22 protein-coding genes and 1 pseudogene are annotated in these 23,528 nt (G+C 69.4%); 6 read left to right on the top strand and 17 right to left on the bottom strand.

Going from position 1 to position 23,528, the window contains the following annotated elements; genetic code table 11:
* Nucleotides 1–5: 5 nt before the first annotated feature.
* The 12 genes and pseudogenes from ABD944_RS24605 to ABD944_RS24550 form a co-directional block, all read right to left on the bottom strand.
* Complete coding sequence (locus ABD944_RS24605; RefSeq protein ID WP_345180181.1) at nt 6–1,151, bottom strand: thiolase family protein; 1,146 nt, start codon at nt 1,149–1,151, stop codon at nt 6–8.
* A gap of 80 nt (nt 1,152–1,231) precedes the next feature.
* Complete coding sequence (locus ABD944_RS24600) at nt 1,232–2,173, bottom strand: cyclase family protein (RefSeq protein WP_345180178.1); 942 nt, start codon at nt 2,171–2,173, stop codon at nt 1,232–1,234.
* A gap of 35 nt (nt 2,174–2,208) precedes the next feature.
* Nucleotides 2,209–3,722: pseudogene (locus ABD944_RS24595) on the bottom strand (amidase).
* Between the two features lie 142 nt (nt 3,723–3,864).
* Nucleotides 3,865–5,049, bottom strand: a complete 1,185-nt coding sequence (locus ABD944_RS24590) for an acyl-CoA dehydrogenase family protein (RefSeq protein ID WP_345180176.1) — start codon at nt 5,047–5,049, stop codon at nt 3,865–3,867.
* Between the two features lie 16 nt (nt 5,050–5,065).
* On the bottom strand, nt 5,066–5,380 hold the full coding sequence (locus ABD944_RS24585; protein ID WP_345180173.1) for a DUF7508 domain-containing protein: 315 nt from the start codon (nt 5,378–5,380) through the stop codon (nt 5,066–5,068).
* A 19-nt stretch (nt 5,381–5,399) separates the two neighbouring features.
* Nucleotides 5,400–7,241, bottom strand: coding sequence for an acyclic terpene utilization AtuA family protein (locus tag ABD944_RS24580; protein WP_345180171.1), 1,842 nt, complete (start codon nt 7,239–7,241; stop codon nt 5,400–5,402).
* Nucleotides 7,242–7,243: 2 nt separating this feature from the next.
* On the bottom strand, nt 7,244–7,696 hold the full coding sequence (locus ABD944_RS24575) for a MaoC/PaaZ C-terminal domain-containing protein (RefSeq protein ID WP_345180169.1): 453 nt from the start codon (nt 7,694–7,696) through the stop codon (nt 7,244–7,246).
* Complete coding sequence (locus ABD944_RS24570) at nt 7,693–8,196, bottom strand: MaoC family dehydratase (protein WP_345180167.1); 504 nt, start codon at nt 8,194–8,196, stop codon at nt 7,693–7,695. Before ABD944_RS24570 ends, ABD944_RS24575 begins: the two co-directional genes overlap by 4 nt.
* 8 nt (nt 8,197–8,204) lie before the next feature.
* Nucleotides 8,205–9,401, bottom strand: a complete 1,197-nt coding sequence (locus ABD944_RS24565) for a CaiB/BaiF CoA transferase family protein (RefSeq protein ID WP_345180165.1) — start codon at nt 9,399–9,401, stop codon at nt 8,205–8,207.
* A 271-nt stretch (nt 9,402–9,672) separates the two neighbouring features.
* Nucleotides 9,673–10,245 (bottom strand): nuclear transport factor 2 family protein, encoded by a 573-nt coding sequence (locus tag ABD944_RS24560; protein ID WP_345180164.1) that lies wholly within the window; start codon nt 10,243–10,245, stop codon nt 9,673–9,675.
* Nucleotides 10,242–11,006, bottom strand: a complete 765-nt coding sequence (locus tag ABD944_RS24555) for a nitroreductase family protein (protein ID WP_345180162.1) — start codon at nt 11,004–11,006, stop codon at nt 10,242–10,244. The genes ABD944_RS24560 and ABD944_RS24555 overlap by 4 nt, the downstream gene beginning before the upstream one ends.
* Nucleotides 11,003–11,788, bottom strand: coding sequence for an enoyl-CoA hydratase/isomerase family protein (locus ABD944_RS24550; protein ID WP_345180158.1), 786 nt, complete (start codon nt 11,786–11,788; stop codon nt 11,003–11,005). Before ABD944_RS24550 ends, ABD944_RS24555 begins: the two co-directional genes overlap by 4 nt.
* A gap of 132 nt (nt 11,789–11,920) precedes the next feature.
* Between ABD944_RS24550 and ABD944_RS24545 the strand changes: the two genes are divergently transcribed.
* The 5 genes from ABD944_RS24545 to ABD944_RS24525 are packed head-to-tail and all read left to right on the top strand — an operon-like array spanning nt 11,921 to nt 16,560.
* Entirely contained in the window at nt 11,921–12,703 is a 783-nt protein-coding gene (locus ABD944_RS24545) for an enoyl-CoA hydratase/isomerase family protein (protein WP_345180157.1), read from the top strand.
* Between the two features lie 35 nt (nt 12,704–12,738).
* Nucleotides 12,739–13,551, top strand: coding sequence for an enoyl-CoA hydratase/isomerase family protein (locus ABD944_RS24540; protein WP_345180155.1), 813 nt, complete (start codon nt 12,739–12,741; stop codon nt 13,549–13,551).
* 29 nt (nt 13,552–13,580) lie between these two features.
* On the top strand, nt 13,581–14,732 hold the full coding sequence (locus tag ABD944_RS24535; protein WP_345180153.1) for an acyl-CoA dehydrogenase family protein: 1,152 nt from the start codon (nt 13,581–13,583) through the stop codon (nt 14,730–14,732).
* The gene (locus ABD944_RS24530; RefSeq protein WP_345180151.1) at nt 14,729–15,805 is read left to right on the top strand and encodes an acyl-CoA dehydrogenase family protein; all 1,077 of its coding nucleotides are present in this window, start codon (nt 14,729–14,731) and stop codon (nt 15,803–15,805) included. Before ABD944_RS24535 ends, ABD944_RS24530 begins: the two co-directional genes overlap by 4 nt.
* Nucleotides 15,802–16,560 carry a crotonase/enoyl-CoA hydratase family protein gene (locus tag ABD944_RS24525; protein WP_345180149.1) on the top strand — a complete coding sequence of 253 codons (759 nt, stop codon included), beginning with the start codon at nt 15,802–15,804 and terminating at the stop codon, nt 16,558–16,560. The genes ABD944_RS24530 and ABD944_RS24525 overlap by 4 nt, the downstream gene beginning before the upstream one ends.
* Nucleotides 16,561–16,642: 82 nt before the next feature.
* Here the strand turns inward: ABD944_RS24525 and ABD944_RS24520 are convergent, their stop codons facing one another.
* The 4 genes from ABD944_RS24520 to ABD944_RS24505 form a co-directional block, all read right to left on the bottom strand.
* Entirely contained in the window at nt 16,643–17,731 is a 1,089-nt protein-coding gene (locus tag ABD944_RS24520) for an ABC transporter permease (RefSeq protein ID WP_345180147.1), read from the bottom strand.
* Nucleotides 17,728–19,239: a sugar ABC transporter ATP-binding protein gene (locus tag ABD944_RS24515; RefSeq protein ID WP_345180145.1), complete on the bottom strand. Its 1,512-nt coding sequence runs from the start codon at nt 19,237–19,239 to the stop codon at nt 17,728–17,730. Before ABD944_RS24515 ends, ABD944_RS24520 begins: the two co-directional genes overlap by 4 nt.
* A gap of 32 nt (nt 19,240–19,271) precedes the next feature.
* A complete protein-coding gene (locus tag ABD944_RS24510) occupies nt 19,272–20,411 on the bottom strand; it encodes a sugar ABC transporter substrate-binding protein (RefSeq protein ID WP_345180144.1) in 1,140 nt (379 codons plus the stop codon).
* Nucleotides 20,412–20,617: 206 nt separating this feature from the next.
* The gene (locus ABD944_RS24505; RefSeq protein WP_345180142.1) at nt 20,618–21,535 is read right to left on the bottom strand and encodes an acyl-CoA thioesterase; all 918 of its coding nucleotides are present in this window, start codon (nt 21,533–21,535) and stop codon (nt 20,618–20,620) included.
* 90 nt (nt 21,536–21,625) lie between these two features.
* On the opposite strand from ABD944_RS24505, the gene ABD944_RS24500 reads away from it, so the two are divergent.
* Nucleotides 21,626–22,276, top strand: a complete 651-nt coding sequence (locus tag ABD944_RS24500) for a TetR-type transcription factor C-terminal domain-containing protein (protein ID WP_345180141.1) — start codon at nt 21,626–21,628, stop codon at nt 22,274–22,276.
* Between the two features lie 112 nt (nt 22,277–22,388).
* On the opposite strand, the gene ABD944_RS24495 is transcribed toward ABD944_RS24500, so the two are convergent.
* Nucleotides 22,389–23,522, bottom strand: a complete 1,134-nt coding sequence (locus ABD944_RS24495) for an acyl-CoA dehydrogenase family protein (protein WP_345180139.1) — start codon at nt 23,520–23,522, stop codon at nt 22,389–22,391.
* Nucleotides 23,523–23,528: the final 6 nt, after the last annotated feature.

Raw genomic sequence — 23,528 nt, 5'->3', positions numbered from 1 at the left:
GGTGCTCACGGGACGAGCTCGAAGATCGTTGCGTTTGCCTGGCCACCGCCTTCGCACATCGTCTGAAGTCCCTTGCGGATTCCGTGGTCGACCATGTGATGGATCAAAGTGGTGGCGATGCGGGCACCGGATCCGCCGAGCGGGTGACCGAGCGCGATCGCTCCACCGACCGGATTGAGCGCCGATTCGGGTGCGTTGTACTCGGCCTGCCAGGCGAGCGGGACCGAGGCGAACGCCTCATTCACCTCGAACGCGCCGATCTCGTCGATGGTCAGGCCGGACTTCGCGAGCGCTTTCGCGGTCGCCGGGATCGGACCCGTCAGCATGATGTTCGGCTCGCTGCCCACCACGACCGCCGTATGAACCCGAACGAGGGGTCTCCAGCCGTGGGCGCGCGCGATGTCCGAGGTGGTGATCAGCAGAGCGGCGGCGCCGTCGCTGATCTGGGAGCTGTTGCCTGCACTGATGACGCCGCCGTCGAGGAAAGGGGTGCGCAGCGGTGCCAATGCCTCGATCGAGCAGTCCGGACGCACTCCTTCATCGGAGCGCACGACTCCCTCGGCGGTCTCGATTTCCACGATCTGCTCGTCGAAGGCGCCCCCTGCAGCGGCGCTCGCGGCCCGGTGATGGGAGCGCTCGGCGTAGGCGTCGAGGTCGGCTCGGCGGATCGACCACTGGCGGGCGATCTGCTCAGCGCCAAGGCCCTGGTTCGGCAGGACATCCCCGTACCGCTTCGCGTAGAGATTCCCGAGGGGGGATCGGTCGCCGACAGCCGAGCCCATGGGAACCCGCGACATCGACTCGACCCCGCCGGCCACGACGACGTCGTAGTGCCCCGCGATGACGCCTGCGGCGGCGAAGTGGATCGCCTGCTGGGACGAGCCGCACTGGCGGTCGACCGTCGTGCCGGGCACCGACTCCGGCCAACCCGCCGACAGCGCCGCGGTGCGGGCGATGTCGAAGGTCTGCTCACCGACCTGGCTGACACAGCCCCAGACAACGTCGTCCACCAGTGCCGGGTCCAGCGAAACTCGACCCGCGAGGGCCGAGAGCACCTGCGCGGACAGGTCCGCGGGATGGACGCCCGATAGCGCTCCGGCGCGCTTGCCGATAGGGGAACGGACGGCCGCCACGACGACAGCGTCTCGCATGAGATCTCCTTACTGAGGTGTGAGATTGCCACCGATCCGGTTCGGCGCCTCAGCCGGGGCCGAACCGGATCGGGCCGGGCTCAGTCCTTGCGGAATGGGAAGGCCCACGGGCGCAGCGGCGACCCCGTGGCGCCGCGCAGGCGCAGGCAGGCCGCGAAGAAGCCGAACTCGTACACCTCCGCCGCGGCGAGCCCTTCCAGGTCGAGCACCTCGATCAGAGGCGCGCCGGCCTCGGCGAGGAGGTAGGTGTGCACGGGGGTGTAGTTGTCGGGGTCGGCAGCCGGTCCCTGCTCGACGCACATGGTGTCGGAGCCGACGATCATCGCCCCCATCTCGACGAGGTGCACGGCGGCTGCGCGGGTCAGCCCGGGCGGGTTCTCACCCCATTCGGTGGCATCCGGCCACGCCCGCATCCTGCCCGTCCGGACGAGCGTGACGTCGCCGAGCCGGATCTCGACGCCCTGCTTGGCGAGACACTCGTCGACGTCCTCGGGGGTGATCCCGTATCGGTCCGGGAGCATGTCGACGCCGCGCAGGGCGGCGAAGTCGAGGAGAACGCCGCGGGCCACGATCGGTGGAATCTTGTCGGCGCCAGCGACCCGCCAGTGCCGGGTCCCGAGGTGTTCCCGCTCGGTGAAGTTGTTGTAGATGCGACCATTGTGGCCATAGTGGTTAAGGGTGTCGATGTGGGTGCCGGTGTGGGTGTACATCGCGATCGAGTCGCCGGAGTAGCTGATGTACTCGGTCATCTCCCGCGAGATTCCGGGGAGTCCGTCGATGACCGTGCCGTGCGGCGTGTGCGTCATCCATATCTGGTACGCCGGGTCGCCGATCAACTGCCACGACGGCATCCCGATGAAGTAGTCCACGGACAGATCGAACATCTGGCTGGCGTCGATGCGGCTGATCACGTCGGCACGGGACTCCGAGGTCATCAGGTTGAGCCGGCCGATCTCGTCCTCCGGCCCGTACGGGCTGGTGGCCACCTTCCGGTCGGCGCCGGACGCCGGGTTGTCGGACATGTGGACTCCTCTTCGAGGTGGGGTGGGATGTCGGCCTATTGCCCAGGTGCGGGCGGAGCCGCGAGATGGAAGTCGGTCAGCCGCTGGTAGGCATCGGCCACACGCAGGATGGTGGCCTCGTCGAATGGTCGTCCGATGACCTGCATGGAGACGGGCATGCCGGCGGTGTCGAAGCCGACCGGAACGGCGCACGCGGGGTGCCCGGTCAGGTTCCACTGCGACGTGAAGCTCGCGCTGGACCAGCGATCGAGCATCGCAGGGTCGGTCTCCAGCAGGAGTCGGGCGCCCGTCGGCATGGTCGGCACGATCAGCACGTCGCATTCCCACATCGCCTCGGACACCTCGCGGCTGAAGTTGGTGGCGATGCGCTTGGCCTGGACGTAGTCGGCGGCGCCGTACAGCGCGCCTTTGGCGAGCAGCCCGCGCACGTGGCGTCCGTAGTCGGACCAGTGCGCGACCAGGTCGTCCTGGTGGTAGGGGAACGCCTCGCACAGCAGGACGACGAAGCTCGCGACCCTCGCCATATCGGCATTGGGCAGGTTCACCTCCGCCACGTCGGCGCCCGCCTCCTGCAGGACGGAAACGGCCGCCGTCACCCGCGCGCGGACCGGATCGGCGACGTTACCGGCGTCGAGGAAATAGCGTTTCGGCAGGCCGATCCGCAGGCCCTGCACGGAGCCGTCCAGCGCATCGAGGTACCGCGGGACGGCCGCCTGCTGGAGCCGCCGTCGCTCGGGTCGTGACCGGCGATCGTCTGGAGCAGCAGAGCGCAGTCCCAGGCGGAGCGCGCGACGGGGCCGACGGTGTCGAGGGATGGTGACAGCGGCATCGTCCCAGTGGTCGGGACGCGCCCGCGGGTCGTCTTCAGGCCGGTCACGCCGTTGAGCGCAGCCGGATGCCTGATCGAGCCGGCGGTGTCGGTGCCCACTCCGCCCAGTGCCAGGCTGGACGCGACCGCGATGGCCGTGCCGGAACTCGACCCGCCGGCATAGCGGTCGGCGGCCCAGGAATTGCGCGGCATAGGGAACCCCGAGGCGGGGTCGTTGGGGCCGAGGGCGAACTCGTTCGTCGTCGCCTTTCCGACGACGATCGCGCCGGCGTCCCGTAGCCGTACTACCACGGTCGCGTCGCCGTCGCCGCGCCACTGCCGGGGCACGACCAGGCTGTTGGCCCGGGTCGGGCCCTCGATCGTGGCGATGACGTCCTTGATCGCCAGCGGGATCCCGTGCAGCGGGCCGCGGTCTCGCCCGGCGGCCAGGTCCCGGTCCATACGGTCGGCGGCCTCCAGGGCAGCGTCGCGGAACGTACCGACGTATGCTCCGAGGTCGGTGTCGAGCCGGTCAATTCGTGCGAAGACGTTGCCCGTGAGTTCGACAGCCGACGTCGTCCCGTCGCGAAGCAAGGACGCGAGGTCCCGGATCGTCGGGGCGGTTGTCCGGGGGCCGGCCGAATCGACGGGGTCGACCGCCTTGAAGGCTGATGGTGTCGAGGTGTCGCGGGCGATGCCGTCGGCGCAGGTCCGGTGCAGTTCGTCGGCCTGGTGCCGCATCGTCGGGTAGTCGCGCGCCATGGTGGCGATCTCTTCGGTGCTCATCTCCAGGCCGGCGATGTCGAACAAGATCCGTACCCGCTGCTCGGCCGACGTCATCGCCCACCGGTCCTGGAGCGCGGGACGAGCGGACGCCTGCCGGTCACCGGTCTATCCAGCTCGTGTAGCGGCCCTTGAGCATGTCCCGGCTGATGATCATCCGCTGGGTCTCGGTGGAGCCTTCGCCGATCCGGCGGATCCGCAACTCGCGGTACCAGCGCTCAAGCGGGAGGTCCTTGGTGACCCCGTAGCCGCCGTGGATCTGGATGGCGCGGTCAACCACCCGTCCGGCGGCCTCGGTGGCGGCGATCTTGGCGATCGCCACCTCGGTGCGGAACGGCCGACCGCTGTCGGCGCGTTCGGCGGCGTCCAGCGTTAGAGCAGCCGCACCCCGCAGATCCATCTCGCTGTCGACGAGCATCCATTGGATCCCTTCATGCTCGGCGAGTTTGGAGCCGAAGACCGACCGGGTGCCGGCGTACTCGACGGCCATGCGATGCGCCATCATCGCCACGCCCAGGCAGCCGGCGGCGTAGGGGATGCGGTTCTTGGTCAGCCGCTCGTTGGCCATCGCGAAGCCCTGGCCGACGTCGCCGAGAACCGCCTCGTCCGGCACGCGGACGTCCTCGAAGACCAGTTCGGTCGGGTAGTGGCCCGAGCGCAGGGTGTGGATCACGCGCCGGACGATCAGCCCAGGGGTGTCGGCGTCCACGATGAAGCAGGTGATGCCGTCGCGCCCGGATCCCTGGTCTCCGGTGCGCGCGAAGACCAGCCCGAAGTCAGCCGAGTCGGCGCCGCTGATGAACGTCTTGTTGCCGTTGATGACCCAGTCCGAGCCGTCTCGCTTCGCTCGGGTCTGGATCGACCGGGCAGGGTCGCTTCCCCCGGCCGGTTCGGTGAGCGCGAAGAAGGAGCTCTTCTCACCCCGCAGGACCGGGAGAAGATAGCGTTCCTTCTGCTCGTCGGTCGCCTCGTACAGCTGCGCCATGTCGGGCTGGCCGAAGGCGGCGTAGCAGGGCGAGTACAGGCCGGCTCGGTGCTGCGACATCTCCATGGCCAGCAGTGTCCGCGTCACGGTGTCCGCGCCGACTCCGCCGAATTCCTCCGGGGCGTCGAGGTTGTACAACCCCATCTGCTTCGTCTTGGCGACGAGACCGGCGAGGACCGATGGGCTCAGCTCGCTCTCGTCGGGGTCCAGATCGTATTCCAACGGGATGATCTCGGTGCGAACGAAACGCCGGACGTTCTCGATCAGCGTGCGCTGCGTCTCGGTGATGGCGAATCCCATGGTCGCCCCTCCAGTTCTAGTTCGATCGAATACGTCCGGTCGGCGCGTCGCCGCCCGCCAGGTTCCGGGGAACCGCGCCGGAGTCGTTGGTGAACACCTGCACGAGCTCGCGGTAGCGCGAGAGGTACGCGTTGGTCCGCTCGTATCGGAATGACAGCCCCGCCTGTCGGCCGAGCCATGCTTCGAGCTCCCCGCGGAGGCCGAAGACACTGTTGCCGCCGGCGAAGTCGATGGCGATGACACCGCTCTCGTCGGCGATTTCGAAGACGCCGACCGAGGCGGGCACCGCCGCGACGTTCTCCGGCCTCAGCGGCGTCCAGGGCTTGGACATGGACACACCCATCTCGTCTTCACCGCCCCACTGAGTGATCGGCTACCGCGTGCCCGTCGGGCAGCAGGACCCGCGGGATCTCCACAAATCGTGAACGCACGTATTCCCCCAGTCCTTTGGCCTGCGGATCGGGACGCGTCGTCGCGGCGACCCCGTCACCGAGCAGCCTGCGGACGACGAAGTTGACGGCCCGCAGATTGGGCAGTTCGTACCGCTCGATGGCAAGCTCCGCGGCCTCGGTGAGCAGGCTGCGCAGCCGGTCCTCGTCGAGGTGGGCCTGCAGCCACTCGAACGTCTCGTCGGTGCGGGCCCACAGGCCGATGTTGGCGTCCCCGCCCTTGTCGCCGGACCGCGCACCGACGACTCGTCCGAGCGGCGCGAAGACCGTGTCGGCGAACGCCGTGTCGTCGTCCATCGCCCGCGGCACGTGGGCGGCTTCCCCGCGGTGCGGGTCGTAGCGCTCGGTGGGCGGGCACGGCACCGGCAGCCGCCGCCCGTCCCGCAACACGACCTGTGGGCACAGGACGTCGACCGGCACCAGCGCCGGCCAGTAGACGCCGTAGGCGCTCGCCGACCGCTCGGCCCGCTCCAGATACATGCCTGGGTAGCTGGACAGGCCGAACTCCGCGACGGCATTGAAGAAGCGGCGCCCCACCTTGCGCTCGTCGCGATCCTTCACCGTGACCCGCAGGCGGGCCTCGGCCTGGACGTTCTCCGGTGCGTCCGCGACGTCGGTGCGCAGCAGCCGGACGTCGGTCTCCTCGAACGTTTCCGGCCCGCCGAGTCCGCCGACGAGGGAGCGGACGGCGTGGTCGGCCTTTGCCTCGATGTCCAGGCCGGTGACGATGAATGTGGCGCTGTTGCGGTAGCCGCCGTGGTAGTTGAGGCAGACCTTGGCGGTGTCGGGTGCGGGACGGCCCCGGACACCGCTCACCCGCACGCGGTCGGGGCCGTCGTCGGACAGGGCGATGGTGTCGAACCGGGCCACGACGTCTGGGTTGAGGTAGTCCGGCGCGCCGATCTCGTAGAGGATCTGCGCCGTGACCGTCTCGACCGTCACTGCGCCGCCCGTGCCGGAGTGTTTGGTGATCACGGACGAGCCGTCCGCCGCGATCTCGGCGATCGGGTACCCGGGCCGTCGGCCGTCCGGCAGCTCTGTGAAGAAGGAGAAGTTGCCACCGGTGGCTTGAGGGCCGCATTCGAGGATGTGCCCGGCGACAACGGCGCCGGCCAGCCGGTCCCAGTCGTCGAGACGCCAGTCGAAGGCCCAGGCTGCCGGCCCGACCACCAGTGAGGCGTCGGTCACTCGCGGGCACACGACGATGTCGGCGCCGCAGCGCAGCGCCTCGGTGATCCCCCAGCCGCCCAGGTAGGCGTTGGCGGTGACGGGCTCCACGGCGGCCTCGGTGAGGCTCTTTCCGGAGCCGAGATGCGCGAGGGGGTGCCCCTGCCGCTGAAGTTCCGGAAGGCGGTCGAGGAGGTCGTCCCCCTCGATGTGCGCGATGGTGGGATGCAGCCCGAGCCGCTCGGCCAGGCGCCCGAGCTCGATCGCGAGCCCGGCGGGATTGAGCCCGCCGGCATTGGTGACGACCTTGATGCCGCGGTCCAGGCAGGTGCCGAGCACCTCTTCCATCTGCGCCAGGAATGTCGTCGCGTAACCGCCGCCCGGGTCCCGTCGCCGGGACTTCCACAGGATCAGCATCGTCAGCTCGGCGAGGTAGTCGCCGGTCAGGATGTCGATTGGGCCGCCCTCGACCATTTCTCGGGCCGCGGCGAAACGGTCCCCGTAATATCCGGAACAGTTTCCGATCCGGAGGACGTCGTATGTCGCCGGCATGTTCCCCTTTTCCTGTTCGCTCATGGTCACAGCGGCAATTCGATCGTCGCGGTCGCGATGGCGCACACCGTGCCGTCGGATTCCCGGGTCTCGGTGACGCCGAGGCGGACCAGCCCGTGACTTTCGCCGGCCTGTTCGACGTCCTTGACCTCGCCGGAACAGACGAGGAGATCGCCCGGTACCGCGTAACGCCGGACCGAGACCTCCAGCCTTGTGAGGCGCCCCCTCCTGCCCATCCAGTCCGTGCACAGTGACACCAGGAAGGCACCGTGCAGATGGGACTGGACGAGAACGTCCGGATATCCCTCGGCGGCGGCGTAGTCCGGATCGAAGTGGATGCGATGGGTGTTCCAGGTCACCGCGCTGTATCTGAAAAGCTGAAGCCTGGTCGGCGTATGACGCGCTTCAGGCAGGCGGTCACCGATGCGCACGGCACCGAACCGCAGATCCCGGCTGGTAGCCGCGCTGGAGCCAATCATCGGAGCAGAACCTTCCGTGTCGAGGTCACCAAGGGGAGCCCGGCGTCGTCGACGAACTCATGTCGGTAGCGGACGACGATGAAGCGGCCGGTGCGCCCCTGCAGCAGTTCGGCGTCGATCATCGTGGATCGCTCCACAACGGTCGTACCGGCCGTGATGGGCGTGTGGAACTCCATGTCCTCACCGCCGCCCATCACCCGCACGCCGCTGGTGGGAAGACCGCTCAGCTGCGGCGTCCTCGGCGTGCCGTCGGTGCTGAGATCCTCGGCGGCGGGTCCCTCGTCCCAGCAGGTGATCGCGGTCACCAGGTTGGGCGGCGCCACGATGTCGGCATGTCCGCAGCCGCGGGCGAACTCAGCGTCGTAGTGCAAGGGGTTCGACTCGCCGATGGCACGGGCGTAGCGCCGGATCATCAGGGCTGTGATCGGCCCGAGAGTGTGAGTGGTCTCCGAGCCGATATTGGTCCGGATGGAGTCGAGCAAGGTTTCGTCGACGGGCATGAATTCTCCTAGACGATGTTCTCGTCGCGCAGTTCGCGGACTTCGGAGGCGTCCAGGCCGAGCCGCCGCACCAGGATCTCCTCTGTGTGTTCGCCCAGGTCGGGGGCCGCCTCGGCCGGCAGCGGCGGCGAGTCCGCAAGGCGCAGTGGACTGCCGAAGACGTACGCCGGGTGGTCGCCCGCCCCGCGCACCGGCCGGATCATGCCGTCGGCGCCGACGAGCGGCCCGGCCATGACGTCGGGCAGGCCGAGCACGGCCGCGCAGGGCACCCCGGCGGCCTGCAGCCGGCCGACGATGGCGTCCCGGTTGAGTTGCCCGGTCCACATCGCGACGATCTCGTCGAGCTTGTCCATCTGCGCCACGCGGGCTGGCGGTGACGCGTACGCAGGGTCGCCGGCGAGATCCGCGCGATCCATCAGTCGGCACAGGGACTGCCAGTGCCCGTCGGTCATGCACAGAATCGCCACCCAGCCATCCGACGCTGGGTAGACGTTGTAGGGGCAGACCGCCAGCCCCCCGTGCCTGTTCCCGGTCCGTTCCGGGAGGGTCCCGCCGCTGTCGAGGTGACCGGCGATGCTGGATGCCAGGGACGGGGTGACCGCGTCCTGCATCGCGACCTCGACATGCTGGCCCCGTCCGGTCACCGTGCGCTGGTACAGCGCCGCGGCGACCGCCCCCATCAGGTGGGTGCCTCCGAAGAAGTCGGCGACCGCGGGGCCTGCCTTGGTGGGCGGCTGGTCGGGCCGCCCGGTCGTGGCCATCACTCCGGTCACGGCCTGGATGGTCAAATCCATGGCCCGCATCTCGGCCTGTGGCGTGGACGCGCCGTATCCCCGGCCGGACGCGAGGATGATCCGCTCGTTGGCCTGCGCCAGCACCTCGTACCCGAGGGACAGCCGCTGCAGAGTACCGGGGGCGAAGTTCTCCACGACCACGTCCGCCCGCGATACCAGGCGCAGGAACAACTCTCGCCCGCGGGGATTCTTCAGATCCAGCCGCAGGCTCTTCTTCCCGCCGTTCAGCAGGTCGAACGCGGCCGTCTGCTGCTCGCCGACGACGCGCCACCGCACGGGCTCGCCCCGGAACGGCTCGATCTTGATGATCTCCGCGCCGAGCTGCCCCAGCAGCAGGGTGCAGTAGGGGCCGTTGTACACCTGGCTGAGGTCGAGCACGACGATGCCATCGAAAGCCCTCCGTTCTGTCAAGGCAGGTCCTTTCTCCGGAACAGGACAGGGCGGAGCGGCGAGTAGGCGTTCCATCTGACCTAGATCGGGCCCTCACCTGCGAGCTTGCACGAAAAACATACTACCGCGTATCACTTTTTGGAAGAGGTTGTCGGGCATCCAGATCGACGGAATGCGATCGGGACGGGGAGCCGGGGGGCCTGCCGGCATCCAGCGCGCGCGGCAGGCCCGGCCGTGCCGCCAAGGGGCCGTGGATCGGTGATGCGATGTGCCCGAGGTCGGCTTCCGGCCGTCAGTGCGCGCCCAGTTCGCGGAGGGCCACGACGGCCGGGTCACGGTCGTCTCTGTAACCCCTGCCGAACGTGTCCGCTCTGGGCGCGGGCGGCGCGTCACCCAGCTCGCGGCTCCAGTCGATTACGCAGATGCGCCGCAGAATCCGCCAGGCACCGTTTCGCTTTTCGAGCCTGTCGACATAGCGGCCACCGAACATGCTGATGGGCGCGATCGCCCGTGATCCGCCGAGACCCTCCATGTAACAAAGGAAGTAGGCCTCGGAGACGGCGGATCCGCCCCGGACATCGATGAGCACGTTCCCGATGAGGTGCTGGCTGACGCCCTGCCCGGAGGGCCGTTTTCGCAGCGCGGCGGTGAACTCCTCGACGGTCCCGCTGGCGTAGCCGTGATCGTCGTACGCTCCCGGGTGATAGCAGGACGCAACCAGGTCCACGTCACCGCGATCGACGCCGTGCGCGTACTGCAGGACGATCCGGGCGATGTCCCGTTCGTCCAGCAGCAGACGCAGGAGCTCGGGGCCCGGCCGCTCGTCGTGTGCCGTTTGATCATCGAGGGTCCGGCGCTCGGTCATGGACGACCTTCTTCGTCTGTCCACCGGTTCCAGCGGGTGATGGTCTCGATGGGAGGGCGTTCGGCGGGTCTGAACTCGTCACCGATCGTGTAGGCGACGGGAAGAAGGGCGATGGGCGTCATCGTGTCGGGCAGCCCCAGGATCTCGGTGTACCGCCGTTCGTCCTCCCCCACGAACGGCGTCGTCAGCACCGAGCCCATCCGGCGGGACCGCAGCGCGAGCTGCAGGCTCCAGATCGCCGGGAAGATCGAGCCATAGAACGCGGCGGCATTCGCCGCGCCGGGCCCGTCCAGCCGTCCCCGGACGCACGGCACGATCAGCACGGGGACCCGCGCCATGACCGTGGCCAGGTAGCGGGCGCTGTCGTAGACGCGCCTCGTCTGCGGATCCCGGATGCGCGGATACTGCCGGTCGATCGTCTCCAGGGTGCGGTGGGCATACAGGTCCGCCACGTCCGCACGTACCGCGGGGTCGTCCACGACCAGCCAGCGCCACGCCTGCTTGTTGCCGCCCGTGGGCGCCTGCACCGCGAGGCGAAGGCACTCGAGGATCACCTCGCGCTCGACCGGCCTCTCAAGATCGAGCCGGCGGCGTACGGCGCGCGTCGTGGAGAGCAAATGATCCGTTGCCGCGATGTCCATGAAGTCCCCCGAGGGTGACACGGCCCGGCTGGTCCGGGTCTTGTTCGTCCCCGTCGACGTTACGCTCGCACCGGCGGATCCCCCGGTGCAGTGCTCGGCGGCGCGGGTCGTGGTCGTCATGTCCTGCCGTCCTTGGCGAGGAACTGGGCGACGCGGTCTTTGATGTCGTCGGTGCCGAAGGACTCGTATTCGGCGGCGAGGGCGAAGTTGAGCACGTTGTTCGCCGAGTCGAGCAGATGCATGTTGAGAGCGCGCTTGGTGTCGCGCACCGACTGGGCCGGCAGCGCGGCGAAGCGATGCGCGAAGTCCTTGGCGGTCCGCAGCACCTCGTCGGCGGGCACGACCCGGTTGCACAACCCGGCCCGTGCGGCTTCGGCGGCGGGGATCCGGTCGCCGAGCAGCAGGAACTCCTTGGCGGTGAGCATGCTGGTCAGCCACGGCCAGGTGACCGAGCCGCCGTCACCGGCGACCAGCCCGATGCTCACATGCGGGTCGCTCATGAACGTGTCATCGGCCATGACCACGAAGTCGGCCATGGTGGCCAGGCTGCAGCCGAGCCCGACGGCCGGGCCGTGCACAGCTGCGACCACCGGTAGCTCGCACGACATCATCGCCCGCGCCAACCGCTCGCCTTCCCGGATGTCGCGCCGCCGCGCCACCGGGTCATGGTGATTGCGGAGGAAGTTCGGCACGTGCCCGCCGGCGCTGAACGCCCGTCCCGCACCGGTGAGCACCACCGCATGCGCGTCCTCGTCATCGACCAGCAGATCCCATACCCGACGCATCCCGACATGTAGCGCATCGTCGAACGAATTCAGCTCATCGGGCCGGTTCATCGTGATGATCCGCAGGGGTCCGTCCGCCTCCACCAGCAGTGTGGGCGCCAGAACCGAGTAGTCCATCCAAAGCCTCCTGCGTGCTCACTCCCCGCCGCACGGCGCGATCGGGATCGAGAAGCAAAATAACCTACGTGGTAGTATGTTTTCAATACATGCCCCTGCTTCCGCCCGGCTGCGCCTAAGGAGAACCCGCACGTGGCAGACCTGGAATACGCCGTACAGGACGGGATCGGCACGATCCTGCTGAACCGGCCGCACATGAAGAACGCGTTCACCCTCGACATGATCGACCGCTGGGAGGAGGCACTGCGCTCGGCGCGTACGGACCCCTCTGTACGGGTCGTCGTCGTCACCGGCGCCGGCGACGCCTTCTGCTCCGGCATCGACCTCAACGCGTTCGACGCGGAGGCCGATAGCCCTCTCGGAGTCAAGACCCTGCTCACCGATCGCATCCACAGGGTCGCCCATGCCGTCGAGGATCTGGACAAACCCCTGATCGCGGCCGTGAACGGAATCGCCGTCGGCGCCGGTATGGACATGGCGCTGATGTGCGACGTCTGCTTGCTGGCACGGTCGGCCAGGCTGTCCGAGGGCTACATCCGGATCGGACTCGTGCCCGGAGACGGCGGCTGCTACTACCTGCCCCGTCTGGTCGGGATGGCCAAGGCCCTCGAACTCCTGTGGACCGGGGACTTCGTGGACGCCGACGAGGCGCAGCGCATCGGCATCGCGACCCACGTCCACGCCGATGAGGACTTCGCGGACGCGTGGTGGAACTACGCGCGCAAGCTGGCGGAACAGCCGCCGATCAACGTGCAGATGATCAAGAGGGCGGCCTACCAGTCCGCGCGCTCCGACGTGCGGACCGCGCTCGACCTGATCTCGTCGCACATGGCGGTCGTGCACAGCACGCACGACTCGGCCGAGGCGATGGCCGCGTTCCGCGACCGTCGCACACCCGCGTTCGAGGGACGCTGACCACGGAAAGCGCCGCAAGCGCGGAAAGGTGGAGCATGACCGCGGAGACAACCCCGCCGACCGGACGGGATCCGGTGATCGTCACGCGAGACGGCGCGGCGGCCACCCTCACCCTCAACCGGCCGTCCCGTAGGAACGCCATCGACGACCAGGGCTGGCGATTGCTGCACGCCGCCATCAAGGACGTGGCCGACGACGACACGATCCGGGTCGTCATCGTGACCGGGGCGGGCAGAGACTTCTGCGCGGGCGCCGACCTGGGGCGCCAGTCCCGCAATGAGCACCCGATCGCGCGGATGCGGCGGATCGGCGGCATCGCCGCCGCGTTGAGCGAACTACCGAAGCCGGTGATCGCCAAGGTCGAGGGTGTGGCCGCGGGGGCCGGCTGGAACTTGGCGCTGGCCTGCGACTTCGTGGTCGCCTCGGACTCCGCCCGGTTCTCCCAGATCTTCGCCCGGCGCGGACTGTCGATCGACTTCGGCGGATCCTGGTTCCTGCCCCGGCTCGCCGGTTTCCAGCAGGCCAAACGACTGGCGATGCTCGCGGAGACGATCGGCGCCGGAGAGGCCCGCGAGCTGGGCCTGGTGACCTGGGTCAAACCGGAGGACGAACTCGCCGGCTTCGTCGCGGAACTGGCCGGACGGCTCGCGGTGCTCCCGCCGGTCGCGCTCGCCCAGTCGAAGGCGCTGCTGCAACAGAGCGCCACCCGGACACTGCGTGAGGCGATCGACGACGAATCGCGCGCACAGGTGGTGAACCTGGCCACCGAGGACGCTCCGGCCGCGTTCCGCGCCTTCCTGGAAAAGACCGAGCCGCCGGTCTACACCGGTCGCTGGGCGTTGCGCTGAGGGTCGGCCGAGGAGAGAGAGCGAAAGCCATGGATCTGTGGAATCTCGAACCTGTCACGCTTGCGCCTGAGTTCGACATCCTGCGGAGGGACGTGCGCGCGTTCCTGGCCGAGGAACTGTCGATGGGACGGATCACACCGCGTTGCGATCAATGGTTGGGGGGCTGGGATCCCGCGTTCAGCCGCAGGCTGGGCGAGCGCGGCTGGATCGGCATGGCCTTCCCGGCGCGGTACGGCGGGTCGGCCGCCGGTGCGCTGGCACGGTTCGTCGTCACCGAGGAACTGCTCGCGGCCGGAGCGCCCGTGGCCGCCCATTGGATCGCCGACCGGCAGTCCGGGCCGGGCTTGCTGAGGTTCGGGACCGAGGAGCAGAAGCAGGCTTACCTCCCCGGGATCGCTCGCGGTGAGTGCTTCTTCGCCGCCGGGATGAGCGAGCCCGACACCGGGTCCGACCTGGCATCGGTGCGCAGCCGCGGCAGGCGGGTCCAGGGTGGTTGGCGGCTGGGCGGGACGAAGACCTGGACGAGTGGAGCGCATCGGGCGCACGCCATGATCGTCCTGGTGCGCACCGAGCCCCGGACCGCCGACCGGCACGCCGGGCTTACCCAGTTCGTCGTCGATTTGCCCGATCCGGACGTGCACGTGCGGCCGATCCGTCTGCTCACCGGTGAACACCACTTCAACGAGGTCGTCCTGGACGACGTCTTCGTCCCCGACGCGCGGGTGCTCGGGGAGGTCGGCGCGGGGTGGCGGCAGGTCACCAGCGAGCTGGCGATGGAACGCAGCGGCCCGGAGCGGATCCTGTCGACCTTTCCCCTGCTGGACGTCGCCGTGGACCACCTGTCCCAGCAGGGCAAAGGGCCGGACACGGCTCGGGTCGGCGCGGCGGCCGGGCGGATGTGGGCGCTGCGCCAACTGTCCCTCGCGGTCGCCGGGAGGCTGGAGGCCGGCGTCGCACCGACCGTGGAGGGGGCGGTGGTCAAGGACCTCGGCACCCGATTCGAGAGCACCGTCATCGACACCGTCCGGCTGCTGAGCCAGGTCCTCCCGGACCCGGGCTCCGATCAGCGGCTGCCTCGCATGCTGGCCGAGTCGATCCTGCACAGCCCCGGCTTCACTCTGCGGGGCGGCACGAACGAGATCTTGCGCGGCGTAGTCGCGAAGGAACTGGGGGCGCGATGAGCGAGATCACCGCGGCACTCGCCGCGACCGTGCGGGAGGCGTGCGTCAGGGAGAGCGACGTCGGCACGGCTCCGTCCCGCGCGGACGACGGCTGGAACCTCGGGCTGTGGGCGGCGTTGGAGCAGATCGGTGTCACCACGCTGGCGGTGCCGGAGGAGCATGGCGGCGCGGGTGGAGACGTCGCCGCTGCCGTGGCCGTGCTGGAGGTGCTGGGAGAGTACTCGGCCGGCGTCCCGCTCGCTGAGACGGCGCTGCTGGCCGGCTGGCTGCTCGCCGGCTGCGGAGCCGCGGTGCCCTCCGATCCGATGACCGCCGCGGTCGCGGGCCCGGGACTGCGGACCAGTCCGGAACGCGCCGGGTTGTCGGTCTGGGGGACGATCGCCCGAGTGCCCTGGGCCCGATGCGCCCATCGGGTCGTCGTCCTGGACGACCGCCGCGTCATCGTCCTGGAGCCCGGCGACCTTCTGCTGACTCCAGGCGCGAACCTCGCCGGAGAGCCCCGGGACGATCTGGCCGTCGACGCAATCGTCCCCGCATCCAGGGTCTATGACGTACCCGCGGGCTCGGCGATCTCCGTGCGGGCGTTCCGCGGCCGGGCCGCACTCGCCCGGGCGGCGTTGATGTCCGGCGCCGCCCGCCGGGCCCTGGAACTGTCCGTCGCCTACGCGGGCGAGCGGGAGCAGTTCGGCAGGCCGATCGCCAAGTTCCAGGCCGTCCAGCAGCACCTGGCCGCGATGGCCGGCGAAACGCTGCTGGCCAAGGTAGCCGTCGAAGCCGCGGCGCTCGCCGTCGACGCCCATGGCGACGCGGACCTCGCGGTCGCCTCCGCCAAGGTGGTCGCCGGCCAGATGGCCGGCGTGGTCGCCTCGCTGGCCCACCAGGTCCACGGCGCGATTGGATTCACCGAAGAGCATTCACTGCGGCACAGCACCACAAGACTGTGGGCATGGCGCGACGAGTCGGGCAACGAGGACGCGTGGTCCGTGGATCTCACAAGGCGAGTGATGTCCGCGGGCACCGGCGGACTGTGGCCGTTGCTCACCGGAGCACACGGAAATGGAGTCCAACGATGAGTGTGTCATTCGAGTGCGCGGACCGGATCGCCGTCATCACGATCGACCGTCCGGAACACCGCAACGCCGTCGATCTCGCCGTTGCCCGGGGTATCGCGGCCGCGATCGACGAGTTCGAGGCACGCGAGGATCTCGGCGTCGCGATCCTGGCCGGCGCCGGTGGCACCTTCTGCGCGGGCCTGGACCTCAAGGCCTTCACCCGCGGGGAGATCCCGATCATTCCGGAACGGGGTTTCGGCGGTCTCACCGAGCGACCGCCCGCCAAGCCGCTCATCGCGGCCGTCGAGGGATGGGCGCTCGCGGGCGGATTCGAACTCGCGCTGGCCGCCGACCTGATCGTCGCCGCGCGGGGAGCGAAGTTCGGCCTCCCCGAGGTCAGGCGGGGCCTGGTCGCGGGGGCGGGCGGACTGCTGCGGCTCCCGAAGACCCTGTCCTACCAGCTGGCCATGCAGCTTGCCCTGACCGGGGAGCCGATTACGGCGGAGACGGCCCACGCGCACGGGCTGGTCAACCTCCTCACCGAACCGGGGGGAGCGTTGGCCGCCGCCCGCGACCTGGCGGGCAAGGTGGCGGCGAACGGGCCGCTCGCCGTCCGCACCAGCAAACAGATCGTCTCGATGTCGGCCGGTTATGCGAGCACCGAGGACTTTGACGCGCAGCGAACCCTGGTTGAGCCGGTGCTCGCCTCCGCCGACGCCCAAGAGGGCGCCCGGGCGTTCGCAGAGAAGCGGGACCCGGTCTGGACCGGTCAATAGCCGGGCCGGGATGCGTTGACGGGCGGTGCCGCCATGCGGCACCGCCCGTCAACGCGTCCCCTGTATCAGGGCGCCTCGTTCGTCAGGGCGCGCTCGGCGTGCCCTCGGCGCGGCTTGCCCGCCGGTTCTGATTCTGCCTGGGCCGGCGCTTGCCGCTCAGGACCGCGGCGCTCACCGCGGTGAGCAGCGCGAGACCGTTGAACAGATCCGTCACCCACAACTGGGTCCCGTTGAGTTGCAGCCCCTTCACGCCGATGGCGAGCAGCAACAGCGCGACGACGGTGCCCCCGACATTGAACCGGCCTGGCTTGAGCTGAGTCGTGCCCAGGAAACAGGCGGCGAAGCCGGGCAACAGGTAGGCCGGGCCGAGCGTGGGCGCCACATTGCCGATCTTCGCGGTGACGAGCACCCCGGCGATCGAGGCGAACAGCGACGTCACCACGAACGAGCCCGCGATGTACCGGACGGTCCGGACGCCGGCCAGCCGGGAGGCGTCCGGGTTCGCCCCCACCGCGAAAGCGCGGCGTCCGACGGGCGTGTGCTCCAGGACGTACCACGCGAGCACCGAGAGGATGACGGCGTACAGAGCGACGCTCGGGAATCCGAGGATCTCATGGTTGGCGATCTTCTGGAATCCGCTCGGCACCGGGCCGACGAATTGGTAGTCCGAGACCTGTTCGGTGACCGCGAGCAGTACCGAGCTCATGCCCAGCGTGGCGATCAGGCTGTCGATGCCGACCAGCGCCACGAAGATCGCGTTGAGCACACCGACCAGGAGTCCGATCAGTAGTGTGATCAGCACGGCGACACCGGGACTCACGTGGTGATGGACCATCAGGACGCTGCAGATCATGGCGCTCATACCGAGGTTCTGGGCGGCCGACAGGTCGAGTTGGCCGACCGCCAGGGTGACCAGCAGCCCCAGCGCGAGGATCATCGTGATCGATTGGTCACCGGCGATGCCGATGACCGTCGACCTCGTCGGGAACGTCTGTGGTAGCTGAACGGAGAACAGGACGATCAGCGCCCCGCACAGCAGCAGTCCGCTGTACCGGCCGACCTGCACCCGGCCGGCGATCAGGTGCGCGAGCCGGGTCGCCGGCGGCCTTCCGTCTCGGCCATCGGGCCGAGGGCTCGACTCGGTGGTGGGGGTCCGGGATTTCAAGCTCATGCGCGCGGCCCTTTCTGGGCGTCGTCGGCGGAGTCGCGGATCGTCTCGCTCACGATGCGCGCGACCGAGAGATCGCCCTTGGCCAGTTCGGCGCGGATGGCGCCGTGGCGCATGATGAGCACCCGGTCGCACACGGCGCAGAGCTCTTCGGCGTCGGAGGACGACAGCACCACAGCCCGTCCCTGGGCGGCGATGCCGGACAGCACGTCGTAGATCGACGCCTTTGCGCCGGCGTCGACGCCGCTGGTGGGCTCGTCCAGGAGAAGTACCCGGGCGTCGACGCGCAACCAGCGCGCCAGCACCAGCTTCTGCTGGTTACCGCCGCTGAGGAGGGCCAGCTGCCGGTCGGGATCCGCCGGCACGACGTCCAGGCGCTCAATCCACGGACGGACCTCCCGCCGTTCGAAGCGGGCGCCGAGCCAGCGAGCGGGCCCGGCGGCCGGAAGACGAGGCAGCGTGACGTTCTCGCGCGCGGTCCACTCGGGAATCGTGGCTAGCCGCTTCCGGTCGGCCGACGCGTAGGCCAGGCCGGCGGCGATCGCCTTGTCCGGCCGGTTCGCCGGCACGGCGCGGCCCCCGAGTCGCACCTTTCCGCCGCCGCGGCGGCGCGCCCCGAAGGTCAAACCGAGTGCCTGGTCGTATCCTGAGCCGACCAGGCCGCTGACGCCGACGATCTCGCCGGCCCGGACCTGCAGGGAGAAATCGGCCACCTGCTCACCCGACACCCCGGACGCGCTCAGCAGCACCTCCGAGTCCGGTGCCGGGAGGGGCGGGGAGAATTCGGCCGGAGCCCGGCCGATGATGAGCCGGACGAGTTCGTCGGCACCGTCGACAGTGTCGACGGGCCGGGTCGTGATCCGCCGCCCGTCGCGCAGCACCGTGACCCGGTCGCCGATGTCGAACACCTCACGCAGGCGGTGCGTCACGTAGAGGATTGCCGCGCCGCGGGCGCGAAGCCTGCGCAGCAGGTCGAACAGCTGCTCGACCTGGTGCTGCGGCAGCGACGCGGTGGGCTCGTCCAGCACCAACAGGGCCGGTGCCCCCTCAGTCGCCGCCACCGCCCGCACGATGGCCACCATCGTCCGCTGCCCCGGCGTGGCCGTGGCCAGCGGGCGGCCTGGGTCGAGGTCCAACTCGAACTCTGACAGCAGCCGGGCCGCCGCGCGGCGTTCGCGGCGGCCGGACAGCCACCACCGGCCGGCGTACCGGTTGCCCAGCGCCAGATTGTCCACGGCGTCCAGCTCGGCCACCAGTCCGAGATCCTGATGGATGAAGGCCACCCCCCGCGCGCGCGTCGCGGTGCCGCCGAGCGTCATCGGGGCTCCGTCGAGCGTGGCCACCGCCCCGGGGTCGGGCGAGTGATAGCCCGCGAGAATCTTGATGAGGGTGGACTTCCCGGAACCGTTCTGCCCGAGCAGGCAGTGCACCTCTCCCGCCCGCAGTTCCAGATCGACGTCGTCCAGCGCCTTCTGGGCAGGGAACGTCTTGGAGAGCGAGCCGATGCTCATGACGATGGGCGGAGCCGGGGAACTGGCCGCGCTCATCCCACGTGCCAAGCCGTGTGGTACGTCGCCGCGTAGTCCGGCGGCTCGGGCTTGGTGCCGGTCTGGGGCACATTCCCCTTGATGTAGATCTGCTGCCAACCGGGGGCATCGGCGCGGTCGCCGAGCGGGACGCCCATCATCATCCGGATGAGCTGGTCGACGGCGCGGTAGCCGCCGGCGGCGAGCTCCAGGCCGACCGAGGCCCACTGGGTCCCTGCCTGGATGGCCTTGAGGGAGGACGCGTCGGCGGCGCGGCTGAGGATCTTGACCTTGCCGGCCAGTCCCGCGGCCCGGAGCGCTGCGTCGAGCCCGGTGTTGTAGTCGACGACCGCGAGGGCCACGTATTTGGTGTCCGGGTGGGCTTGGAGATAGCTGACGATCTGCCCCTGAACCGTCTTGCCGATGTTGGCGTTCGAGACGTCCAGGACACCGGCCTGACGCCCGGCTCCCTTCAGCACCTTCTGGTAGGCGTTCTTGATCGGCCCCCAGGAAGCGACGAATGAGGGATCCCAGACGAACACCGACTTCGCCGGGCCGTCGGCGTCCGCCACGACCGCCTGGCCCATCAGCGTCCCGGTCAGCGCGGCGTCGCTCTGCCCGAACACGACCGCCTGGACCGGGCCCTTCTGCTTCAGCGGGTCGCCGAGCGGGGCCACTTCCGTGATCTTCGTGCCGGCGGCCTGGAGCTTCGCCAGCTGCGGCCGGATCGAGGAGTCCGGCACGGTCGGGATGTAGGCGAGCGCGTCCGGAGGGTCGGCGGCCACCTGGTCCATCACCGAGACGAAGCCTTGGGGCGTGCTGTTGGACTGCAGTGTCGTGACCGTCCAGCCCAGTCTGCTCGCCGCCTCCTCGGCACCTCTCGACAGGGTGACGCACACCGGGATCGAGCAGGTGACGATCGCCAGCCGCTTGCCGCGAGGCGCGGGCGAGGGTAGTGCGGGGACCGAGGCCGCGGGTTGCGGCCTGGTGTACTTGGCGTACGCCGCCTCCGCGTCGGCGATCACGGCCTTCGCGGCGGCCGAGGTGACCTGGCCGCCGTTCGCCTCGGCGCTGCCGCCGCTGCCGCAGGCGGCGGCCATGAGGCAGAGCGCGCCGGCGGCGAGTGCGGAGACAGGGGTACGGAGCCTTGTTCGCATGCCATCTCTTTTCGGCTGGTCGAGCGATGTCGCTCGGGACTGCGTTTGCGACGTTCCACTCCGCTGGGCCTCCCGCCGACGGGCGCGGGCCTGGAGCTCGGAGCGGACCGCGCTCCGGCGAAGTGGTGTGCATCACCCCAAAAAACATGCTACTCAGTAGGTTTTTATACGTCAATGACCAGCTTCGATGTCCACAGGCCGCGGGTCTATCCCGGTTCGGCGACGCGGAGGACGGCTTCCTGGGTCGTGCCGGCGCACAGCCGTCCAGCCCGGTCGAACAGCCGGCCGCGCGTCAGGCACCGCCCGCCACCCGCCCAGTCGCTCTCGACCTCGTAGAGCAGCCAGTCGTCGGCACGAGCGGGCGCGTGCTGTACGACGGAATGGCAGATCGTGGCGAACCACACCTTTCCGTCGGCGATGTGGTGCGGATGCGGTCGCAGGCTCGCCGCGAGCATGAACAGGTCGGACAGGTAGACCAGAGCCGCGGCGTGGATCTCTGGTGAGTCCGCGAGCGCGTGCCGGGTGCGCATCCACACGCGCTGCGCGGCGATGTGCCCGTTCTCCCCCCAAGCGCCCAGCGATCCGTCGAGGAAACGGACGTCGACCTCCAGCCGGCCGATCACCTCGGAGATGAAGCCCAGGGTCAGCAGGTCGTCCGCCAAGGCATCCTCCACGGAGGGCAGCGTCTCCGGCGTTCGCACCGGAGCCGGAGCCACCTGATGGCCGAGTCCGCGCTCCGGTTTCTGGAACGACGCGGTGGCCACCAGAATCGGGCCGCCCGGCTGGGACGCCTCGACCGTCCTGGTGCTGAAGGCGCCCCCGTCCCGCGCGACCCCGACCTTGTAGGTGACGGGCACCGTGGAGTCGCCGGGGAGCAGGAAGTACGCGCCGAGCGAGTTGAGTGCGCGTCCCGGCGGCGCCGTCCGGCTGGCCGCCAGCATGGCCTGAGCCGCGACTTCGCCTCCGTACAGCCTGATCCGCTCACCCATGTGGGCCCGGCTGCGGAAGATCAGCGGTTCGAGCCGCTCCAGTTCGAGGAGTGCGCCGACTCCGCCTTCAGGGTCGCCGCATCCGGCTCCCCCCACGTCCGTCGACTGCCCGATGCACAACTCGGCCGAACACATCTAAAAATACTACCACGTAGGTTTTTTTCTTGGCCGGCGGCCCGACCTGGCGAGGACGCTCGGCACCATTCGGCCGAGTAGTATGTCGCCATGCGGCAAACCTTCGCCAACGGACGGACGCTGAAACTGGACTCCAAACGCCAGGCGAGCGCACGCGAGATCCTGGACGCGGCGGCGACGGCGTTCTCGGAACGGGGATACGCGGCCACCTCGATCGACGACGTAGCCGATGTGCTCGGCTGCACCAAGGGCCGCATCTACCACTACTTCCGAACCAAGGGCGATCTGTTCATCGGGATCCACAGGCAGGCGCTGGAGTGGGCACTGGAGGCTGTCGGGCCGACCGCGGAGCGGCAGGATCTCGGCCCGGAGGAGAAGCTGCGCGGGATGGTGCACCACCACGCGATGCACCTCATGAACAGGGCAAGCTACATGGGTCCGGCGCAGTACCAGATCGAGATGAACCTCGCCGCCGAAGGCCGCAACAAGCAGGAGCAGATGGCCCAGATCATGAAGATGCGCCGCCAGTTCGAGGCGTACTTCGTGGAGGTCCTCAAGGAGGGGATCGAGGCCGGTGTGTTCCGCGACACCGAGGTGAACATCCTCGTCAAGGCCGTACTCGGCACGGTGAACTGGATGCACGCCTGGTTCCGTCCAGGCGGGTCGAGGGGGTCGGCGGCCGAGCGAGAGCGGATCGCGGCACAGCTCGCCGAGTACGCCGTCCGCGGTGTCCTCGCCTGACCACGGCCCATGGCCTCACCCCGGGCGCATGGTATGACCCCGAGCACCGCCTGTCCCCCGGGCACCAGCCCACCGGCCGGCGCCCGGGTTCCGCCACCGCGGATCGGCGTCCCTACCCGGGGCTCCGCGGCAGGCCCAGCAGCCGTTCGGCGAGAATGTTGCGCTGGATCTGGGCCGTGCCACCGTAGATGCTGCCGGCGCGGCCATAGAGGTAGCGGTCGAACCACTCGGCGCGACCGGGCGTGGTGGCGGCGGTGAGCAGGCCGAGACTCAGCGCCGTCAGCTTCTGCTCCACCGCGGTCATCAGCAGTTTGTCTATGGAGCTCTCCGGACCGGGAGGCGCGCCCGAGACGCGATCGCTCAAAGTGCGCAGGCAGTGCATCCGCAGCACCTCCAGTGCGGCGGCGACCTCGCCGAGCGCGAGCAGGGTGGCTCTGTCCGGTTCCCGCGCCCGGGTCCTGGCGACCGCGGCGAGTTCGAAGAGGTAGCGTTCGAACTTGGGCAGGTACCCGGTCTCGACGGCTCCCCTCTCGTAGTTGACCACGTCCATGGCGATCCGCCAGCCGTCGCTCGGCCGGCCGAGCATGTTCGCCTCCGGGATGCGTACGTCGTCCAGGAAGATCTCGGCGAACTCCTCGTCCCCGTTGGCCAGCACGATCGGGCGGACGGTCACGCCCGGCGTCCGCAGCGGGACGATGAACGCCGAGATCCCACGGTGACGCGGGACGTCCGGATCCGTCCGGGCCAGCAGCAGGCAGAAGTCGGCGAACGCGCCGTAACTCGTCCAGGTCTTGTGGCCGTTGAGCACCCATGCGCCGCTCTCGCGCACGGCACGAGTCTGCAGCGAGGCGAGGTCCGAGCCGGCTTCCGGCTCGGAGAATCCCTGGCACCAGATCTCATCGGAGGCGAGCAGCGGCGGCAGGTAGCGGCGCCGCTGCTCGTCGGTGCCGTACCTGAGCAGGGGCCGACCCAGGTGGCCGAGCGGCAGCAGGGTGGGAGCGTTGGCTCTGCCGAGTTCCTCGCTGAGGATCGCCTCCTCCATGGGACCTAGCCCCTGGCCGCCGACCTGCGTCGGATAGGACAGGGCGATCCAGCCGCTCCTGTACAGGCGCTGCTGGAAGTCGCGCATGTACGGCCAGCGTTCGGCGAGCATGGCCGGTTCCGGGTCGGCCGGTATGTTCTCCTCAAGCCAGGCGCAGAGCTGTGCGCGGAAACGAGCTTCTTCCGGGGAGTCGCGAAGGTCCATCTGTGA

This window comes from Actinomadura verrucosospora, from assembly GCF_039540335.1.
GTDB classification, from domain to species: domain Bacteria; phylum Actinomycetota; class Actinomycetes; order Streptosporangiales; family Streptosporangiaceae; genus Spirillospora; species Spirillospora verrucosospora.
The sequence above is the reverse complement of the archived record's forward strand: the minus strand, read 5'-3'. Positions and strand labels throughout refer to the sequence as shown.

What these genes read in the sequence shown, in the direction of transcription:
- ABD944_RS24510 (WP_345180144.1), bottom strand. Translation starts at nt 20,411, where the DNA reads ATGCGAACAAGGCTCCGTACCCCTGTCTCCGCACTCGCCGCCGGCGCG.
- ABD944_RS24515 (WP_345180145.1), bottom strand. Translation starts at nt 19,239, where the DNA reads ATGAGCATCGGCTCGCTCTCCAAGACGTTCCCTGCCCAGAAGGCGCTG.
- ABD944_RS24600 (WP_345180178.1), bottom strand. Translation starts at nt 2,173, where the DNA reads ATGTCCGACAACCCGGCGTCCGGCGCCGACCGGAAGGTGGCCACCAGC.
- ABD944_RS24495 (WP_345180139.1), bottom strand. Translation starts at nt 23,522, where the DNA reads ATGGACCTTCGCGACTCCCCGGAAGAAGCTCGTTTCCGCGCACAGCTC.
- ABD944_RS24550 (WP_345180158.1), bottom strand. Translation starts at nt 11,788, where the DNA reads ATGGACTACTCGGTTCTGGCGCCCACACTGCTGGTGGAGGCGGACGGA.
- ABD944_RS24585 (WP_345180173.1), bottom strand. Translation starts at nt 5,380, where the DNA reads ATGTCCAAGCCCTGGACGCCGCTGAGGCCGGAGAACGTCGCGGCGGTG.
- ABD944_RS24505 (WP_345180142.1), bottom strand. Translation starts at nt 21,535, where the DNA reads ATGTGTTCGGCCGAGTTGTGCATCGGGCAGTCGACGGACGTGGGGGGA.
- ABD944_RS24540 (WP_345180155.1), top strand. Translation starts at nt 12,739, where the DNA reads ATGACCGCGGAGACAACCCCGCCGACCGGACGGGATCCGGTGATCGTC.
- ABD944_RS24530 (WP_345180151.1), top strand. Translation starts at nt 14,729, where the DNA reads ATGAGCGAGATCACCGCGGCACTCGCCGCGACCGTGCGGGAGGCGTGC.
- ABD944_RS24575 (WP_345180169.1), bottom strand. Translation starts at nt 7,696, where the DNA reads ATGATTGGCTCCAGCGCGGCTACCAGCCGGGATCTGCGGTTCGGTGCC.
- ABD944_RS24570 (WP_345180167.1), bottom strand. Translation starts at nt 8,196, where the DNA reads ATGCCCGTCGACGAAACCTTGCTCGACTCCATCCGGACCAATATCGGC.
- ABD944_RS24560 (WP_345180164.1), bottom strand. Translation starts at nt 10,245, where the DNA reads ATGACCGAGCGCCGGACCCTCGATGATCAAACGGCACACGACGAGCGG.
- ABD944_RS24535 (WP_345180153.1), top strand. Translation starts at nt 13,581, where the DNA reads ATGGATCTGTGGAATCTCGAACCTGTCACGCTTGCGCCTGAGTTCGAC.
- ABD944_RS24590 (WP_345180176.1), bottom strand. Translation starts at nt 5,049, where the DNA reads ATGGGATTCGCCATCACCGAGACGCAGCGCACGCTGATCGAGAACGTC.
- ABD944_RS24525 (WP_345180149.1), top strand. Translation starts at nt 15,802, where the DNA reads ATGAGTGTGTCATTCGAGTGCGCGGACCGGATCGCCGTCATCACGATC.
- ABD944_RS24500 (WP_345180141.1), top strand. Translation starts at nt 21,626, where the DNA reads ATGCGGCAAACCTTCGCCAACGGACGGACGCTGAAACTGGACTCCAAA.
- ABD944_RS24555 (WP_345180162.1), bottom strand. Translation starts at nt 11,006, where the DNA reads ATGACGACCACGACCCGCGCCGCCGAGCACTGCACCGGGGGATCCGCC.
- ABD944_RS24520 (WP_345180147.1), bottom strand. Translation starts at nt 17,731, where the DNA reads ATGAGCTTGAAATCCCGGACCCCCACCACCGAGTCGAGCCCTCGGCCC.
- ABD944_RS24580 (WP_345180171.1), bottom strand. Translation starts at nt 7,241, where the DNA reads ATGAGCGAACAGGAAAAGGGGAACATGCCGGCGACATACGACGTCCTC.
- ABD944_RS24605 (WP_345180181.1), bottom strand. Translation starts at nt 1,151, where the DNA reads ATGCGAGACGCTGTCGTCGTGGCGGCCGTCCGTTCCCCTATCGGCAAG.